This window comes from Eubacterium sp., from assembly GCF_057858645.1.
This window is the reverse complement of the sequence record NZ_DBLZZO010000028.1, coordinates 1-18685: the sequence shown is the minus strand read 5'-3', so window position 1 is coordinate 18685 and position 18685 is coordinate 1. Positions and strand designations below refer to the sequence as shown.

At 32.0% G+C, this 18685-nt stretch carries 13 protein-coding genes; all 13 read left to right on the top strand.

Translation table 11 applies throughout. The features are described from left to right. Positions 1 to 21 precede the first annotated feature (21 nt). The 13 genes from ACZM4J_RS09930 (at position 22) to ACZM4J_RS09870 (ending at position 18593) form a co-directional block, all read left to right on the top strand. Positions 22 to 1452, top strand: coding sequence for a S1C family serine protease (locus ACZM4J_RS09930; RefSeq protein ID WP_428244926.1), 1431 nt, complete (start codon positions 22 to 24; stop codon positions 1450 to 1452). A gap of 216 nt (positions 1453 to 1668) precedes the next feature. Continuing rightward, a complete protein-coding gene (gene clpX / locus ACZM4J_RS09925; RefSeq protein ID WP_022164773.1) occupies positions 1669 to 3168 on the top strand; it encodes an ATP-dependent Clp protease ATP-binding subunit ClpX in 1500 nt (499 codons plus the stop codon). A gap of 271 nt (positions 3169 to 3439) precedes the next feature. After that, positions 3440 to 4672 (top strand): MBL fold metallo-hydrolase, encoded by a 1233-nt coding sequence (locus ACZM4J_RS09920; protein WP_022164774.1) that lies wholly within the window; start codon positions 3440 to 3442, stop codon positions 4670 to 4672. A gap of 115 nt (positions 4673 to 4787) precedes the next feature. Then, positions 4788 to 5831: a leucine-rich repeat domain-containing protein gene (locus ACZM4J_RS09915; protein WP_022164775.1), complete on the top strand. Its 1044-nt coding sequence runs from the start codon at positions 4788 to 4790 to the stop codon at positions 5829 to 5831. A gap of 159 nt (positions 5832 to 5990) precedes the next feature. After that, complete coding sequence (locus ACZM4J_RS09910; protein ID WP_022164776.1) at positions 5991 to 7175, top strand: leucine-rich repeat domain-containing protein; 1185 nt, start codon at positions 5991 to 5993, stop codon at positions 7173 to 7175. Between the two features lie 119 nt (positions 7176 to 7294). Continuing rightward, entirely contained in the window at positions 7295 to 9007 is a 1713-nt protein-coding gene (locus ACZM4J_RS09905) for a S8 family peptidase (protein ID WP_428244925.1), read from the top strand. Between the two features lie 156 nt (positions 9008 to 9163). Continuing rightward, the gene (gene rfbB / locus ACZM4J_RS09900; protein WP_022164778.1) at positions 9164 to 10183 is read left to right on the top strand and encodes a dTDP-glucose 4,6-dehydratase; all 1020 of its coding nucleotides are present in this window, start codon (positions 9164 to 9166) and stop codon (positions 10181 to 10183) included. A 230-nt stretch (positions 10184 to 10413) separates the two neighbouring features. Further along, positions 10414 to 13188, top strand: coding sequence for a CDP-glycerol glycerophosphotransferase family protein (locus ACZM4J_RS09895; RefSeq protein WP_428244924.1), 2775 nt, complete (start codon positions 10414 to 10416; stop codon positions 13186 to 13188). 1 nt (position 13189) lies between these two features. Continuing rightward, positions 13190 to 14476 carry an ATP-grasp domain-containing protein gene (locus tag ACZM4J_RS09890; RefSeq protein WP_022164780.1) on the top strand — a complete coding sequence of 429 codons (1287 nt, stop codon included), beginning with the start codon at positions 13190 to 13192 and terminating at the stop codon, positions 14474 to 14476. 6 nt (positions 14477 to 14482) lie between these two features. Next, positions 14483 to 15577, top strand: coding sequence for a DegT/DnrJ/EryC1/StrS family aminotransferase (locus tag ACZM4J_RS09885; protein WP_022164781.1), 1095 nt, complete (start codon positions 14483 to 14485; stop codon positions 15575 to 15577). After that, on the top strand, positions 15567 to 17318 hold the full coding sequence (locus ACZM4J_RS09880; RefSeq protein WP_022164782.1) for a glycosyltransferase family 2 protein: 1752 nt from the start codon (positions 15567 to 15569) through the stop codon (positions 17316 to 17318). The genes ACZM4J_RS09885 and ACZM4J_RS09880 overlap by 11 nt, the downstream gene beginning before the upstream one ends. Before the next feature lie 2 nt (positions 17319 to 17320). Next, positions 17321 to 18196 (top strand): glucose-1-phosphate thymidylyltransferase RfbA, encoded by an 876-nt coding sequence (gene rfbA / locus ACZM4J_RS09875; protein WP_022164783.1) that lies wholly within the window; start codon positions 17321 to 17323, stop codon positions 18194 to 18196. A gap of 100 nt (positions 18197 to 18296) precedes the next feature. Continuing rightward, positions 18297 to 18593, top strand: coding sequence for a hypothetical protein (locus ACZM4J_RS09870; protein WP_428244923.1), 297 nt, complete (start codon positions 18297 to 18299; stop codon positions 18591 to 18593). Positions 18594 to 18685: the final 92 nt, after the last annotated feature.

Sequence of the window (18685 nt, the reverse complement as noted above, 5' to 3'; positions counted from 1 at the left end):
TGTGAAAGGAGATTGGTTACCATGTCAGAGCAGAATACAAACGGATATTATGAAAACGGTGACAATAATAATTACTATCAGAATCAGGATAACAATAATTATTATAACAACCAGGACAGCAACCAAAATAATGGACAGAACAACAAAAAAAATAATAAAGGAATGATAGCAGTAATAATAGCTGTAGCAGCAGTAGTTATTATAGTTGGATGTACTGCAGCAATTACTTTTATTTTAGGCGTAAACTCAGGGACAACAAATATTTCATCAACAAAGGAAACAACTGCTGAGAAGTATGCTGATATAGGATCAACTAATTCTACTGATACTTCAGATTCATCAAGTACGTCAGGTTCAGTTGTTGTAACAGATGTATCAAAAGTGGTTAGTAACACAATGCCATCAATTGTTGCAATTACAAGTACAACAGTTATGCAGTCAAATAATTATGATTCAATTTATGATTATTACTTTGGCGGCGGTGATGGAAACAGCAAAGGTAGCACATACGAACAGCAGGCAGCAGGTTCAGGAATTATTGTTGACCAGACAGATAGCGAATTATTAATCGTAACTAACAACCATGTAATCGAAGGTGCTGACAGCTTAAAGATTCAGTTTGATGGCATGAGTTCAGACAAGGCAGTTGACGGTTATATTAAAGGAACAGACTCAACTAAGGACGTTGCAGTAGTAGCAGTTAAGTTAAAAGATATACCAAAGGCTACTTTAAATACAATTAAGAAAGCAACATTAGGAGATTCAGACAAGGTAAGCGTTGGCGAAGGCGTTGTTGCCATTGGTAATGCATTAGGATATGGCCAGTCAGTTACAACAGGTATCGTTAGTGCTAAGGATAGAGAAGCAAATATTGAAAATAAAACAATGAAGCTTTTACAGACAGATGCAGCTATTAACGGTGGTAACAGTGGTGGAGCATTATTAAACTCAAAAGGTGAAGTTATTGGAATAAACGTTGCAAAATATTCATCAAGTGGTTCATCAACAAGTGCCAGTGTAGAAGGAATGGGATTTGCAATTCCTATTACATCAGTTAAGAGCATCATCAGCAATCTTGAAACAAAGACAACAAGACAGAAATTAGCTGTCGACAAGCAGGGATATCTTGGTATAACAAGTAAGTATGATGTAACATCAGATATTTCAGAAGCATATCAGATGCCAACAGGTGTTTATGTATATGAAACAACAAAGAACGGCCCTGCAGACAAGGCAGGAATCCAGTCTGGTGACATTATTAGAAAATTTGATGGTCAGGAAGTAGATTCAATGGAATCACTTCAGAGCATTATTCAATACTACCAGCCGGGAGAAAAGATTAAAGTTACTATTGCTTACGCAAGTGGAAGAACTTACAAGGAAAAAGAAGTTACAGTAACACTTGGAAAGAAAAGCGATGTAACAAATTCAGAAACTCAGGCAGAGCAGTAAATTACAATGAGAAATCACAAATTTACAATTTCTTATTAGAATTTAATTGAAACTTGCATCTTGAGTGAGAGTTGGTAATAGAATTCATTATTTAAATATATCATATGTGGAAAAAGATTAAGTTAGTTCAGAAAAAAATGAATAACTTAGTCTTTTTCTGTATTAAAAAATGTGATAAACTCCATAGGTGAAAAAGACAAAAAGAGAGGTACTTATATGAGCGATAAGGATTTAGATAAAGAACTTGAAAAAAATGAGAATGAAATTAATGAATCACAGGATAAGAATGCTGATAAAAAAGTAACTGAACAACAGAGCAGTGATAATAATTCTCAAAGTGAAGACAACAAGGAAGATGAATATGAAAAAATTTGTTATGTATGTAGAAGACCTGAAAGCAAAGCAGGTAAAATGATAGATATGCCGGGAGGCATTTGTGTATGTGCAGACTGCCTTCAGAAAAGTTTTGACAGTTTTCAGAATATGGGAATGGGAATGAATGTAAAAATTAGTGATGAAGATTTGAAGAATCTTTTAAATATGCCGGGCATACACATGATGAACCCTGAGGATTTTAAAAGGGAAATTCCTAATAAACAGAAGTTAAAGAAAAAGAAAAAAAGTGAAGAAAGCAAACCGATATTTGATATAAATAAAATTCCTGCACCTCATATTATAAAAGAAAAACTGGATGATTATGTAATTGGTCAGGACTATGCAAAGAAAGTAATGTCTGTTGCAGTATACAACCACTACAAGAGAGTTGCAACAAACACAATGGACGAAATCGAAATTGAAAAATCTAATATGTTAATGATAGGACCTACAGGTTGTGGTAAAACATATTTGGTTAAAACTTTAGCAAAATTATTGGATGTGCCACTAGCCATAACAGATGCTACATCTCTTACAGAGGCCGGATACATTGGCGATGATATAGAAAGCGTTATATCAAAACTTCTTGCAGCAGCAGATAACGATGTGGAAAGAGCAGAAACAGGTATTGTCTTCATTGATGAAATTGATAAGATTGCCAAGAAAGATTCAGCCAGAAGTCGTGATGTAAGTGGTGAGTCTGTTCAGCAGGGGATGTTGAAGCTTTTAGAAGGTAGCGAAGTGGAAGTACCTGTTGGTGCAACAAGCAAAAATGCAATGGTGCCACTTGCAACAGTTAATACAAAAAACATTCTGTTTATATGTGGCGGTGCTTTCCCTGATTTAGAGGGTATTATTAAAGAACGTTTGAACAAACAATCAGCAATTGGTTTCTTAGGCGACTTAAGCGACAAATACGACAATGATAAGTCTGTAATGAAAAAAGTAACAGGAGAAGATTTAAGAAAATTTGGTATGATACCGGAATTTCTTGGAAGACTTCCGATTGTATTTACTTTAGATGGATTAAGCGAGGAAATGCTTGTAAAGATTCTTACAGAGCCAAAGAATGCTATTATTAAACAGTATCAAAAACTCCTTGAACTTGATGAAGTAAAACTTGAATTTACAGAAGGAGCACTTAAAACAATTGCGAAAAAGGCAATTGAAAAAGACACAGGTGCAAGAGCATTAAGATCTATTATTGAAGAATTTATGTTGGATATAATGTACGAAATTCCAAAGGATCCACACATTGGAACAGTTACAGTAACAGAGGAATATATTAACGGAACAGGCGGACCTAAAATTGGAATGCGTGGACAGGATTTAATAGAATAAAAAAATAAGGAGGCTGTCGCTTAGCGGCAGTCTTTTATTGTGGAGACTTATTGGAACAAAAGAAAATAATAAAAAAAGAGTATGCATATATGGAAAAAAATGGTAATATTTAAGTACATTAAAAGTGAACGGAGAAATAGAAAATGGGATGTGAAAGGCTTGAATTTTATAATTAAAAAGTATATGTAATACTAAATTAACCTAACCACAGTCCCTTTATAAAGAGATTGTGGTTTTTTTTGTGAAGATTTTACCAAAAGGAGGAAGAACTATGAGAAGAAGAAAAACTAAAGTAATGGCTGTAGCACTGTTGTGTATGACAGTTGGGATAACAACAAGCGGGAATTTGAAAGTGTATGCAAGTGAAAAAAGTACTACTAATAAAGATATTCTTGAGATGGAAAGAACGGAAGAATTAGAGGAAGAAGAATATCTAAGCAGAATAGAAAAGGAGTTCTTTAATACACCAGATAATGCACAGGAAAATATTGACTTAACAATTAACGAAGAAAAACAGAAAGTATCAAATTATAATAACAATTCAAGAGCAAGTTCATCTACTCTGAAAATTCATTTTATACCAATTGGTAATGGAACAAATGGTGAAAAAAGAGGAGACGCAATATTTATTGAATGCGATGGAGAGTATGCATTAATAGACGCGGGACTAAAGGGAAATAATTGCAATACATATTTGAATGAATTTATGAAAGGAAAAGGCCTTAGTAAAATTAATTTAAAATGTGCTGTATTAACACACCATCATGCGGATCATTTTGGAGGATTTTGCAATATTGCAGATAATAGCAAGATTACAGTAAGTAAATTTTATGAACCAAAAGTACATACAAAACATGCTCCATTTATTGGAAAGAATGGGAAAATTATTGATTCAGGATGTGGAGCACAATCATATTCAACTTTTAAGGACAAAATAAAGTCTAAGTGGAGTTGTGATGTGATTCCTACATTGAGCACTGACAGTAGTAAGATTGATAATGTTGCAAACAATGAAACAAAAACAGTAAAAGTAAAAATAGGAACAGCAACACTGCATATGTATAAAATACTAACAGAAACAGCAGATGATAATAATTGGAATGCATCGAAGTTTGAAAATAACCGTTCTATATTATGTAGAATTGATTTTGCTGGCAAGAGAATTTTATTGACAGGTGATGTGTATATGGAAATGATACAACGCTTTCAAAAACTAGGAGCAAAAATGGGAAATAAAAATGTTCAATTGGCCGCAAATGACTTAAAAATTCAACACCATGGTATTTTGTCTACATTTAACGATACTATAAAAAGTCAATACACTGATGGATTCAAGGCAAATAGATTTGTTATATCTAATTCGAGAAAAGAACCAGATGCAAATGGAACTAATGGTTGGGGAACAGGTGCTATTGATAGAAATACTTTCTTGAAAAGTAAATATGGAAGTAGTTGTATAAAATCGACAGCATATGGTGCACAAGTATTTACATATATAAATTAAAAAAAGGAAAGTTGAAATAAAAAAGCAAAAAATATAAAAAAACTTTTAATGACTGCAATAAAATAGTATTACATTACGTATAATAGTTAAACATAAAAAGAAGGAGGAGAGGACCATGAAAAAAGTAACTAAAAAAATGTTATCTGTTATGTTGGCATTTGCACTGGCAATAACAGCAACAGGAGAATGGGGGCTTAAGTTATCAGCAGCAGAAACAAAAAATGTTGAGGAACTTACTAACATTGAGAATATGGAAGAAAACGTAACATATACACAAATGTATTTGGACGAAAACTATATTGGACCTATACCTGATATGACAAATTTGAAAAACATTGTTGTATCTGAGGATAATCCAAAGTACAAAGTTGTTGAGGGAGCCTTAGTATCAAAGGACGGAAAGAGATTATATGGTTACCCAAAACAAAAAGAACTTTCAGAATTTACTGTACCTGATACCATTGAAAGTATTTGGAACGGTGCATTTGCAGGAACAAAATTAAGTAAGATTACATTTACAGACAATATTAAGGAAATTAAAGAAGGAGCTTTTGCTTTAACTGAAATTCAGGATGTTGTTATTCCTAAAAATGTGACAAAGATTAACGATGGAACTTTTAGTGGATGCAAGAAATTAAAGACAGTTAATTTAAATAATGTAACTGTTATTGGTGACAATGCTTTTAAATCATGTGAATTACTTGAAAAAATTGACCTTAGTAAGATTAAGAAAATAGGTGAATATGGATTCAGTGGCACAGGAATTAAATCAGTTAATTTAAAGGCAGGCATGAAACTTGGAAAGATGGCATTTGACACAAATGTTAAATTAAACTACAACAAAACTTTTACAAGCATTAAACCATATCTTCTGAGCTACAAGAGATGGAATAAAATTACAGGTGCAAAAGGTTATCAGGTAACAATAAAAGTAATTGATGAAAATGCTCCTAAAAATAAGGTTTACATTAAATCTACACTTAAGGGTAACAAGCTTAGCAAGAAATTACAAAAGAAAGTGCTTAAAGTTAATGCAAAAATTAATGGCAGTGAAATAATTAATTTCCAAGTAAAAATTAGAGGCTATAAACTTAAGAAAAACAAAAAAGTTTATACAAAATGGAGCACATATAGAAGCAAATATGCAGTTGTTGATTAACAAAATTTATTTGCAGGAGAATAATTTCTTAATAGGAGAAAGCTTATTTGCAGATGAATAACTTCTTAATAAAAGTAAGTTTATTTTCAGACGGACAATTTATTAGTAGAAGTAAGGAATATAAAATGAATTTAGTGTAGTAGAGAGGAGGGCTTGAATATGAAGAAGTATATGAAGAAAATAATGATATTTGTTTTAGCACTGGCATTAGTTATTGAACCACAGATGGTAAAGGCAAGTAAATATGTGGGCAAGGAAGTAAACATCAACGACTATTTAAAGAATACAGATGACGTGCTTTATTCTAAGCTATATATTGACAAGGATTATACAGGAGAATTACCTGATGGTGACAGCATTGATTCACATTTGAAATATTTAGACAAAGTAACTGTGGCGGAGGATAATCCGAAATATAAATCAATAGATGGTGTTGTGTACTCAAAAGATGGAAAACAGCTATTACTATATCCGGCAGCAAAGAATGAAGAAGGAACTTTTGAAGTACCAAAGGAAGTAACAGAAATCGGGAAATATGCATTTAACGATGCAAAAATCAGTCATATTACTTTAAATGATAATATTGAGAAAATCAACGCATTAGCATTTCGTAAAAGTGAAATTGAAGAGTTTAAGGTACCCGCAAAAATAACTGAGTTAGACGATGCAATTTTCAGTGGCTGCCAGAAGTTAAAAGAAGTTGATTTGAATAATGTTACTAAGGTTGGAGAACTTACATTTCTTGAATGTACAAATTTGAAGAAAGTAGTAGGTGACAAGATTGCAACTGTAGGCGAAATGGCTTTCTATGGAAATCAAAAATTGACAACAATTAATTTAGAAAAAGCAACTGATATCGGTAAGCAGGCTTTTGAAAATTGTGTGGCACTTAAGAAGATTGATTTAAAGAGTGTAAAGACTATTAAAGCAGGAGCTTTCCATAAGACAAAAATAGCCAGTGTCACTTTGAAACCGGGCTTAAAGCTTGAAGAGAAAGCACTTGATAGCACAACTAAGATTAAATATAAGGCGAACTTCAATAAGATTAAACCATATTTGTTATATGGTACAACATGGAATGCAGTTTCAGGAGCTAAAGGCTATCAGGTACAGGTAACAGTTTATGGAAAAACTAAAAAGAGCAAAAAGACTTTGAAGGTTAATCAGAAAGCTCAGTATGTCGGTGCTTACACTAAACTTGGAAAGCAGATAACTGCAACAGCCAAGAAGCTGAAAGTGAAAACAGCAGCTAAGTGCAAAATAAAAATAAGAGCATATAAGTACAAGGGCAAGAAAAAGATTTACACAAAGTGGAGCAAAACTAATGAATTTCTATTTAAATAGAAACATTCAATGGAGCTGTGGCAAATGTGATTTGCCATGGCTCTTTTCGCATAAATATGGATGTATAAATGTTTTTTTAGAAAATATAATGTAAAGAATTATTTATGTAGGGAGTTACAATGGCAGATTGTAGAGAACGTATAATGTCCGAGGAATATGGGGATTATATTGTAGAGTTTGATGGTAGAGGAGAAAATGCAATTGAACAATACAGGGACTACTGTCCGCAAATAATTGGGGACAGATATTTTGTAGTAAACGAGAACTTGGAAAACATAGACAGTTTTGAACAACGGGACTATCCTTATACGGCAATACCAAAATTGTACGGCTTAATGGATTCTACTTCCGTTTCTGCAACGGGTGCAGTAAGACTGCAAAATCAGACAGGTTTTGAACTGACGGGGAGAGGCGTGATAGTTGGTTTTATTGATACGGGGATTGAGTATACAAATGATGTTTTTAAAAATTCAGTTGGAAGAACAAGGATAATTAATATATGGGATCAAACCGTTAATAGCGGGAATCCACCTGAAGGTTTTTTATATGGAACGGAATATGGTATGGAGGAAATAAACGAAGCTTTAGAAAATGAGAATCCGTTGGAAATTGTCAACCATACAGATGAAAACGGTCATGGAACTTTTTTGGCTGGTGTTGCCTGCGGAAGTTATAATGAGCAGCAGGATTTTATTGGAAGTGCACCGGAAAGTGTAATTGCCATGGTTAAATTAAAACCGGCAAAAAGATATTTAAAGGAATATTATTTAGTTGAAAATGATGAAATTGCTTTTCAGGAAAATGACATTATGCTGGCGGCAGCTTATTTAAGGAGCCTTAGGATTAAATATGATATGCCACTTGTAATTGTGCTTGGACTGGGGAGTGCTAATGGTGATAGGGCAGGAGGAACACCGGGGGCAAGATTTTTAAGCGATTTAGGAAAATACATTGGTGAATGTGTTGTTGTTCCTACAGGAAATGAAAGTAATGAACGTTTGCACTATCAAGGGAAAATCTTAGAGGATGAAACAGACGATGTGGAAATACAGGTAGGTGAAAATGCCAGAGGTTTTGTTTTGGAATTGTGGGCAAATTCCCCGGATATTTTTTCGGTAGGATTTACTTCTCCATTGGGAGAAAACATTCCAAGAATCCCCTCAAGAAAGGGCACAAGTGAGCGAGTAAGTTTCCTTTTGGAAAATACTGTAATTGAGGTTTTTTACAAACTTGTGGAATTCGGTAGTGGAAAAGAACTTATTTTTATGAGAGTGATAAATCCAACACCAGGCATTTGGACCATAAAAGTTTATGGAAGTAATATTCTTAATGGCGAGTTTAATATATGGACAAATTTAAGGCAGTATATGGTTAATGATACTTATTTTCTAAAACCTAATCCTGACACGACGCTGACAGTTCCATCAAGTGCCACAGGAGTTATATCGGTAGGGGGATATGATAATTTTGCCAATAGTATTTACAGCAAATCCGGAAGGGGCTTTACAATTGATGATAGAGTGAAGCCTGACATGGTAGCACCTGCGGTAAATGTTTTTGGACCGTCTGTGGGAAGAGAGGCAATACTACAGGGTGGTTTTACAAGAAAAACAGGGACTTCGGTAAGTACAGCTTTGGTTGCCGGTTGTTGCGCACAAATGTTTCAGTGGGGAATTGTAAATGGCAATGATCCTTATATGAATGGAATATCGGTGAAGAATTATTTAATCAGGGGAGCAAGGCGAGAAAGGAATATAGACTATCCAAACAGACAGTGGGGGTACGGCGAGGTGGATGTTTTTAACAGTTTTCTTATATTAACAAGAAGTTAAATGGACTGATTTCAGGTAAAGCAAGAGGAGCAGTTTTCCAAAACAATGTAAGTTATGTGCTTTTTTAATAATGTAAGATGTGTTGCCACTTAATAGTATTCGTGTTAAAATATGAAAAGATTAAAGAGAAAATTATTATGTTTTGGAGGAAATAAAATGACAATTATTGTGACAGGTGGAGCAGGGTTTATTGGAAGTAATTTTATTTTTTATATGTTAAAAGAACATCCGGAAGATAGAATTGTTTGCGTAGACAAACTTACATATGCTGGAAATTTATCTACACTTGAACCGGTTATGGATAATCCTAATTTCCGTTTTTGTAAAATTGATATATGTGACAGGGAGGAGATTTATAAGCTATTTGAGGAAGAACATCCTGATATAGTTGTGAATTTCGCAGCAGAATCACATGTAGACCGTTCAATTGAAAATCCGGAAGTATTTTTAGATACAAATATTAAGGGAACAGCGGTAATGATGGATGCTTGTAGAAAGTATGGAATAAAGAGATATCATCAGGTAAGTACAGATGAAGTTTATGGAGATTTGCCATTAGACAGACCTGATTTATTTTTTACTGAAGAAACACCAATTCATACAAGTTCCCCATATAGTAGCTCTAAGGCTGCAGCGGATTTACTTGTTCTTGCATATCATAGAACATATGGACTTCCGGTGACAATTAGTCGTTGCTCTAATAACTATGGCCCATATCATTTTCCAGAAAAATTGATACCATTAATGATAGCAAATGCATTGGCAGATAAACCTTTACCAGTATATGGTGAGGGATTAAATGTGCGTGATTGGTTATATGTTGAAGATCATTGTCGAGCAATTGATTTAATTATTAGAAATGGTAGAGTAGGCGAGGTTTACAATGTAGGTGGTCATAATGAAATGAAGAACATAGACATTGTAAAAATTATATGCAAGGAGCTTGGAAAACCTGAAAGCTTGATTACTTACGTTACAGATAGAAAAGGGCATGATATGCGCTATGCTATTGATCCAACAAAAATCCATAATGAATTAGGTTGGCTTCCTGAAACAAAATTTGAAGACGGAATTAAAAAGACTATTCAGTGGTATTTAGATAATAAGGAGTGGTGGAAGACAATTATTTCAGGTGAATATCAGAATTATTATAAAGAAATGTATGAGAATAGATAACATATAATAAGAAATATTAAGGGATTAGCGGATACTACAAAAGAATCTGCTAATCTTTTTGTCTTATAGGAGCGTTGGTCATAAACTGATATTTGTCACAGTATAATATACATCATTCATTGGGTTATAACCTGGCGACATTGTAAACAATGCTAAAATATGGTATAATTCATTAGATATGTGCTTATATGCGTATTAAAAAAGATAATAAAATAGAAGTGGGAAGAAGAATGATTAAGAGAGTAATTAAAAAGGTTTACTTAAAAATAATAAAAAGTAAATTTGGTAGAAAATTAAGAGAAAACTTGATGCCACACTTAGTAGCATACATTGAAAATGAAGATATTATTATTGAGAACAAAAATAGCAAGTATTCTCAATGGACATTTGTTTGGGGAAAAGCTAACAATAAAGTCGAAAGTGAAAATGGTCAGGTAAGACTTAGTTTAAACAATAGCACTCTTAAATTAGTAAGAAACAATGATTTTAAAGCATTGGTTAATGGATATTCAAAAACAGCATCTTTTGAAGGTGAAGAATTAGATAATATAGAAGTAAAAGATGCAGTTTTAAAGATTAGTGGAAAAACATACAATAAAGCTGATAATGAATATGTTTTAATTGAATTTTCAACATTAGAAGATGCATTGGAAATTAATACAAAAATTTATGCGCTTGATAACAAATCAAATAACATTAAGTTCGTATTAGTAGATAAAGAGTATAATGTTATTTTTGATAAAGATTTAACTGGAAAAATAAATCTAGATAATTATGCTGAACTTTTTGAAGAATATGGTGAATTACAGGTTGTATGTATTGGAAATGGAATTTATTATCCTGTTAGCACAACATCCATAACAAATAATAAGATGTCTGTAAGGGAAGAGTTCTCGAAAATATATATTTCTTCAAATAATAACAATTATAAATTTGAACCAAGTAAATTAAAGGTGAAGATACAGAATATAAAGCCTGCATACAAATATATTGAAAGAATTTCATATGAGGCAAGTGATAACAAATTCATTATCAACTTCAACAAAGATGCAAAAAAATGCGACAAGTTTGTTTTGTACATTAAAGCATTAAAAACAAATGATAGAGAAAAAGTTGCAGAGTACAAAATAGGACAGCAAATAATAATTGATAATGTAAATGAATTTTTGAATAGAGAAATAAATTTAATAGACAGATATATATTTGAGTTTGAGATATATGGAAAAAATAGTAAGAAATTAGAAACAAACTGGTTAAAGTTAGTTCAATCTAAAACAAGAAATGTAGAAGATTACGTATTATCAGAAGCATATGGCAATGTTCTTACTTTTTTTGACAGACAGATTTTGTTAATTAGCAATAAAGATAATCAATATATTTATGGCGAAAAGTATGATTTTGATTTAGGTACAAATACCTTTACCTCTGATTGCAATGTAGAAGAGAAAAACGGAAACATTGTTTTGAATTTTAAGGTATGCTCACTATTATCAAAGATTCAAAGAATACATATCTATTTAACAGACAATTATTCAAAAAATAGTATACAAATTGATAATATAGCAATAGATAAACCTGAAAGAATTGTTGAGGGAAGTGTTATTATTGATATGGACAAGTTATTGCCATATTTGTATTATAATGCAAGATTAAACTTCAGATTGGGTGTAGAATACGTTGGTGGATTTAAGGAAACAGGATTTTTAGTTAAGAAATTCGCGGATTATTCAACAAAAGAAAGATATTTATATATTAAAGAATTAGATCAGGGATTAGTGATGGCGTTTTATTTAGGTGAAAATCAATATAACTTAAATATATACTATACGTCAAAGGACGAATGTGAAAAAGGAATTAGATTCCAAACAGGCAGAGAAAAGTATTTTGAAACTTTAAAGACAGAGGAAGTTGACGAAAAGCTGATTTTCTTTGAAGCAAATTTAGGAAAGAATTATACAGGAAATCCCAAATATTTATACGAATATATGATAAGTAATCCAAAGTATGATGGATATAAGTATGTATGGGCATATCCTGATACTGATAGCAAAAATATACCGGGCAATGTTACTTTGGTAGAAAGAGGAACTTCAGAATATTTCTATTATTTGGCAAAAGCAAAATATTGGGTAAATAACATATTGTTCCCTGTTAAAAAGAAAAGAGAAGAAACAATTTATCTTCAAACATGGCACGGCACACCACTTAAAAAGTTGGGATTTGATATCGAATGCGAGGGACCTGAAAAACAGGCTTTTGGTAATTTGTATAAAGAAAGTCAGAATTGGGATTATTTCTTAGCAGACAATGACTATGGTGCTGAAAAGTTGGTTAATGCTTTTAGATTTAAGAAAACATTAATTAAGGAAGGATATCCTATAAATGATATCTTTTATAATGATAAGATAAAAGATGCTGCAGTAGAAAGACTGCATAAAGATTATCCGGCAATAGAAGGAAAGAAAGTAATTGTTTATGCACCAACATGGAGAGACTTACAGGGAGATTATGTAAGAGGTTATGACTTTGAATTACCATTTAATGTGGAACAGTTGTATGAAAAGTTTGGTGATGAATATGTAGTATTAGTGAAACTGCATCATTTAATTGCTGATAGCTTAGAAATAGATGATAAGTACAAAAACTTCTTATTAAATGTTAGTGGTGAAGAGGATATTATGCAATTGTTATGTATAGCTGATATTTTAATTACTGATTATTCAAGTGTATTCTATGATTTCGCCAGTGCAAAGAAACCTATCTTGTTCTATGCCTATGATTTAGATGAGTATATTAATGAAACAAGAGGGTTGTATGTGGGAATGGATACATTACCAGGACCAATATTGCAGGACAATGAAAGTTTAGTAAATGCAATTGAAAATATTGAACAATATGATTATGAACATGATAGTAAGTTACGTGATTTTTGTGATGAAATGGCAAAATATTGCGATGGACATTCATGTGAAAAAGTATTAAATATAGTTTTGAAAGAGGATTAAGATGATTAATGTTTTAGTGTTTCCATGTGGTTCTGAAATTGGCTTGGAAGTCCATAATGCTTTAAAATATGATAAACATATTAACCTGGTAGGGTTAAGTTCAGTTTCATCACATGGACGTGTGGTATACAAGAATTACATAGAAGGAATTTCCTTTATAACAAGTGATACTTTTATGGAAGAACTTAATAAAATAATTGAAGATAATAATATAGATGTGTTAATTCCTGCGTATGACGATGTAATATTATATTTATCAGAGCATAGAGATGAACTAAAGTGTAAACTTGCCACATCAAATAAGACAACTTGTGATATTGCAAGATCCAAGAGAAAAACTTATGAAGTTCTACAGGGAGAATGGTACATACCTGAGACATTTAAAGTGAGTCAGATAACAGAAAAGGATTTACCATTATTTGCAAAACCTGATATTGGTCAAGGATCACAGGGAATAATGCGAATAGAAAAAATGGAAGACTTGAACCAGCTAAAGGGAAAGGATGATGAATACATTATTTCTGAATTATTGCCGGGACAGGAGTATACTATAGACTGCTTTACGAATCGTAAAAGGGAATTGGTTGTAGCATCAATGCGAATGCGAAAAAGAATAAAAACCGGTATTAGTGTAAATTCAGTAATTGTTGAGCTACCGGCAGAAGTGAAACAAATAGCTGATGCAATCAATGAAAAAATTGTATTTGACGGCGTATGGTTCTTTCAGGTAAAACTAGACAGAAACGGTCATTATAAATTGCTTGAAATGGCACCAAGAGTAGCCGGGAGTATGTCTACGAGCCGAGTTAGAGGATTTAATTATATTTTAAATACTGTATATCAGCTTATGGGTTATGATATTAAAGCAATTGATAACTTATTAGATTATGCAGAAGTTGACCGAGCATTATCTAATAAATATGTATTGAATATTGATTATAATTATGTGTATATGGATTTTGATGATACGATAACTTATAAGCAGACTGTTAATACAGAAGTAATGGCATTTATTTATCAATGTTTAAATAAAAACAAAAAGATTAAGCTTTTAACACGTCATGCAGAAAATATTCACGAAAGTTTGCAGAAATATCATATAGATGAAACTATATTCGATGAAATAATTCATATAAAAGACGAAACATTAAAAAGCGAGTATATAAAACATAAAGATGCAATATTTATTGATGATGCATTTAGAGAGCGATATGATGTTTCAAAAAAATGTAAAATACCAGTTTTTGACTTAGACAGTGTGAGTGCTTTAATTGATTGGAGGTATTAATTAATCATGGAAAAGATATTTGTTACCAGACCGGCAATGCCTGAATATGAGGAATATGCAGAAGAAATAAAATCTATATGGGAAACAAAGCATATTACAAATTTCGGACCTAAGTATCATAAGTTTATAGACTTATTGAAGAAAAAATTTGACTATGAAAATATAGATTTACAGTGTAATGGGCATATGACTTTACAAAATATTTTGTCATGCATAGAGCCAGGAGAAGTGATTACAACTTCTTTTACATTTGTTTCTACGACATTAGCAATTGTAAATTCAGGTCATACACCTGTTTTTTGCGATATTACTAGGGAAGATTATAATATTGATGTTAATAAGATAGAAGAATTAATAACACCTAAAACTGTTGCAATCGTTCCTGTTCATGTATATGGTTCTCCATGTGATGTAGAAAAAATTCAGAAAATTGCAGACAAGTACAATCTAAAAGTGGTATATGATGCGGCGCATGCATTTAATGTTCAGGTGAATGGAACTGATATTGGAAAATTTGGAGATGCTTCTATGTTTAGCCTTCATGGAACAAAGGTATTTAATTCTGTTGAAGGCGGAATGGCTGTTTTGAAAACCAAGGAAATGTTGGATGAAATTGTTTCCAGATCTAATTTTGGTTTGTCAAATGGTGAAACAATTTATCAGGGAGTAAACTCAAAGATGAATGAGTTTGTTGCAGCAATGGGTGTTGTTAATATGGGACACCTTGAAGATAACATTGCAAAAAGAAAACATATTGTAGAAGTTTATGATAGAGAATTAGCTGAAGTAAAACAGCTTGTTCTACTTAAAAAGAAAGAGAATGTTAAGTATAATTATGGATATTATCCGATAGTTGTAGAGGGTGATGAGTATTCAGCCGATGAGTTAACTGAATATTTACAGAAATACGAAATTTACCCAAGAAGATATTTTTACCCGGCAATAAATGACATGCCGTTGTTTAAAATTTACAACGAAACACCTATTGCAAGGGAAATATCTAAGAAAATATTATGTATACCTCTATATGCTGATTTAGAAGAAGAACAGGCATTATTTATATGTAGTAAGATAAAGGAGTATTTTCAGAATGGAAAATAAAGTAACACTTTCGGTGGTAGTATTAAGCTATAATAATGAACAGTATTTGGAAGATTGCTTAAGCTCTATTGAAAGACAGGGAATTGATTCATATGAAGTATTTGTTATAGATGACTCAAGTACTGATAATTCAGTTGAAGTAATTAACAATTATATTAAGGACAAGCCACAGTTTCATTTGATTGTAAAGCCAAATTCAGGTGGTGCTATTTCTTCACAAATAGGGATAGCAAAAGCCAATGGTAAATATTTAGCCTTAGTTGATTCAGATGATATAGTAGCAGATGGTGCATACAAAAAACTTATTGCCAGAATTGAACAGGATGGCTCAGATTTTGCATCAGGCTTACCGATGAAATTAACAAATGCGTTTATGAATACCTTTTTAATTTCTCTAAATGAAAATAATGTATTTGTAGAAGACAAAGTTCTTTCTACTGATGAAGAAATAGAAAATTTTACAAATCAGGTTTTTTATTGGAATGCTGTGTACAAAACAGATTTTTTGAAAAATAATCAGATAGAAATGCCTGCAAATCTTCTTATTGCTGATAGAATATTTGTATATAAGGCAGCTATGAGAGCAAAAAAAATTAGTGTTTTGACAGATGTCGTATACTTTTGGAGAAAAAAGAAAAACGATGAAAAAATTTCATTAACAGACCAAACAGCAGAATATCATATGATATCAGATAGATGTGATTCATTCCAATCACAGATAAAGCTAAGTATACAGGATTTTGAGAAAAATCTTGATTATAATAAAGCTATATGGGAGCATAGTGTAATTCGATTGTACTATCCGCTGTATAATCTTGCAGATGAAGAGAATGAAGAAAATACATATCAGGATTTTGTTGATGCCTGTAACCGATACAGATTTTTTCTGATGCAGTATAAAGCTTTCTTTATACATTTATTGGGAAATTCTGATATGCCGGTTACTACAAAATATATAACAGATAGAATTTTTGCAAAAAGATATAAACAGATATATAATTTTATTCGTGAAAAGAAATGGTTTACCGACTTGAATGTAAAGACACTTGAACCTTATGTATATAACAGTGTGTTGAGAAGTAACAGTATTTTGTCTGTAAAGGGGATTTCAAATGAAAATGATAGAATCTATGTGGATTTACAAATTTATGTTGGATTAGAAGATAAAGAAAAAATATCTGTTGAAAATGTATTTGTATATACCAGATATTTTAATCAGAAGAAGATAGAGTTGCCATATAATGAGGTGGATAGAAAGGTAGACATAACAGAGTTGCCTTGCTCAACATACGTTCTTAACACAATTTGTATAAAGGATGAAGAAAAAACTTATTACACTCCAAGACTGGCAGAAGAACTTGCAAAAGTAACAACATTAACAGTTGGAGATAAGATTATTACTTTCAATTCAAGATATTCAATTCTGACTATTCAGCAAAAGAACAGATTTACTCTTTTGAAGGATGGAAACAAATATTTATTGGGAGTAAATAAGTCAGAAGATATAAAGAAATTATTTTTCTTCAATATTGAAAATAATAAAAAATATGATGTAACAAAGGAAGGGGACTTTTATACTTTTAGTAAGGAGAGTCTTCAGCCTGGAGATAATATTTTAATGTACGAAACTCAGGATGGTAATTATACTACAGTTAGAAAACAGGAAATGACAAATAGCAATTTGGATAAAGATTTGTTTGACGAAGTTATAATTAGCGGAAGAGTGGAAATTGAGGTGTAAATATGAAAGGTATAATTTTAGCAGGAGGAAGTGGTACAAGACTGTATCCATTAACAAGTGTTACAAGTAAACAATTGTTACCAATTTATGATAAGCCAATGATATATTATCCATTGTCAACATTGATGTTAGCTGGAATTAAGGATATTTTGATTATATCAACACCAGAGGATCTTCCTAATTTTGAAAAATTATTAGGTGATGGAAGTCAGTTCGGAATTAACTTATCATACAAAGTTCAACCATCACCGGATGGATTGGCGCAAGCATTTATTATAGGTGAAGAATTCATTGGTAATGATAGTTGTGCTATGATTTTAGGGGATAATATTTTCTATGGTCATGGTCTGGTTAAAAGACTAAAGAAAGCATATGAAAATACTGGAAGAGCTACAATTTTTGGATATTTAGTTGATGATCCACAAAGATTTGGAATTGTTGAGTTTGATGATGATTTGAAGGTGGTTTCGTTAGAAGAAAAACCTGAAAATCCAAAGTCAAATTTTGCAATAACCGGCTTGTATTTCTATGATAATACTGTTGTAGAAAAAGCAAAGAGAGTTAAACCAAGTGCAAGAGGAGAATTGGAAATAACTGATCTTAATAAAATGTATTTAGAAGAAGATTTATTGGATGTAGAACTTTTAGGACGAGGTTTTGCATGGCTTGATACAGGTACAGTAAGTTCTCTTTTAGATGCAGGATTATTTGTAAAGCAGATAGAGAGCATACAGGGAATAATTGTATCATCACCGGAAGAAATTGCTTATAACAATGGTTGGATAAGTGATGAACAATTACAGAATGCAATTGAAAGATATGGAAAATCTCCATATGGTGCTCACTTGAAAAAGGTTTTAAATAAAGAAAAATTTTAGCTTTGTATACAGATGTTTGTACAGAGGATTAATAGAGTTGAATGAATACAGGATAGAGCCAAAATAAATGACTTTATCCTGTATTTCATATGGAGAGAAAATGTTTACAAAGAATGACACTAACAAAGTAAAAGGTATGGCAATTATTTTAATGCTTATACATCATTGTTTTATGAATTCCGGCAGATATAAGGGGCAACAGGTTATTTTCAGTTTGCTTCCGGAATGGAGGGTGAATGAATTTGCTCTGTCCATGAAAATCTGTGTGGCAATGTTTGTATTTTTAAGTGCATACGGAATTACTTACAGTTTGAAAAGATTGAATGAAAAATACGAATATAGCAGAAAAGAATTAGAAATTTCTTTAATAAAAAGATGGACAAAAATGATGATGTGACCCCAAAAAGTTAGACTTTTATTGCGTAACAGGTTTTAATATCTGTTACGCATTTTTTATGCAACCAAGAGGCTGAGTCTGTATTGGACTGG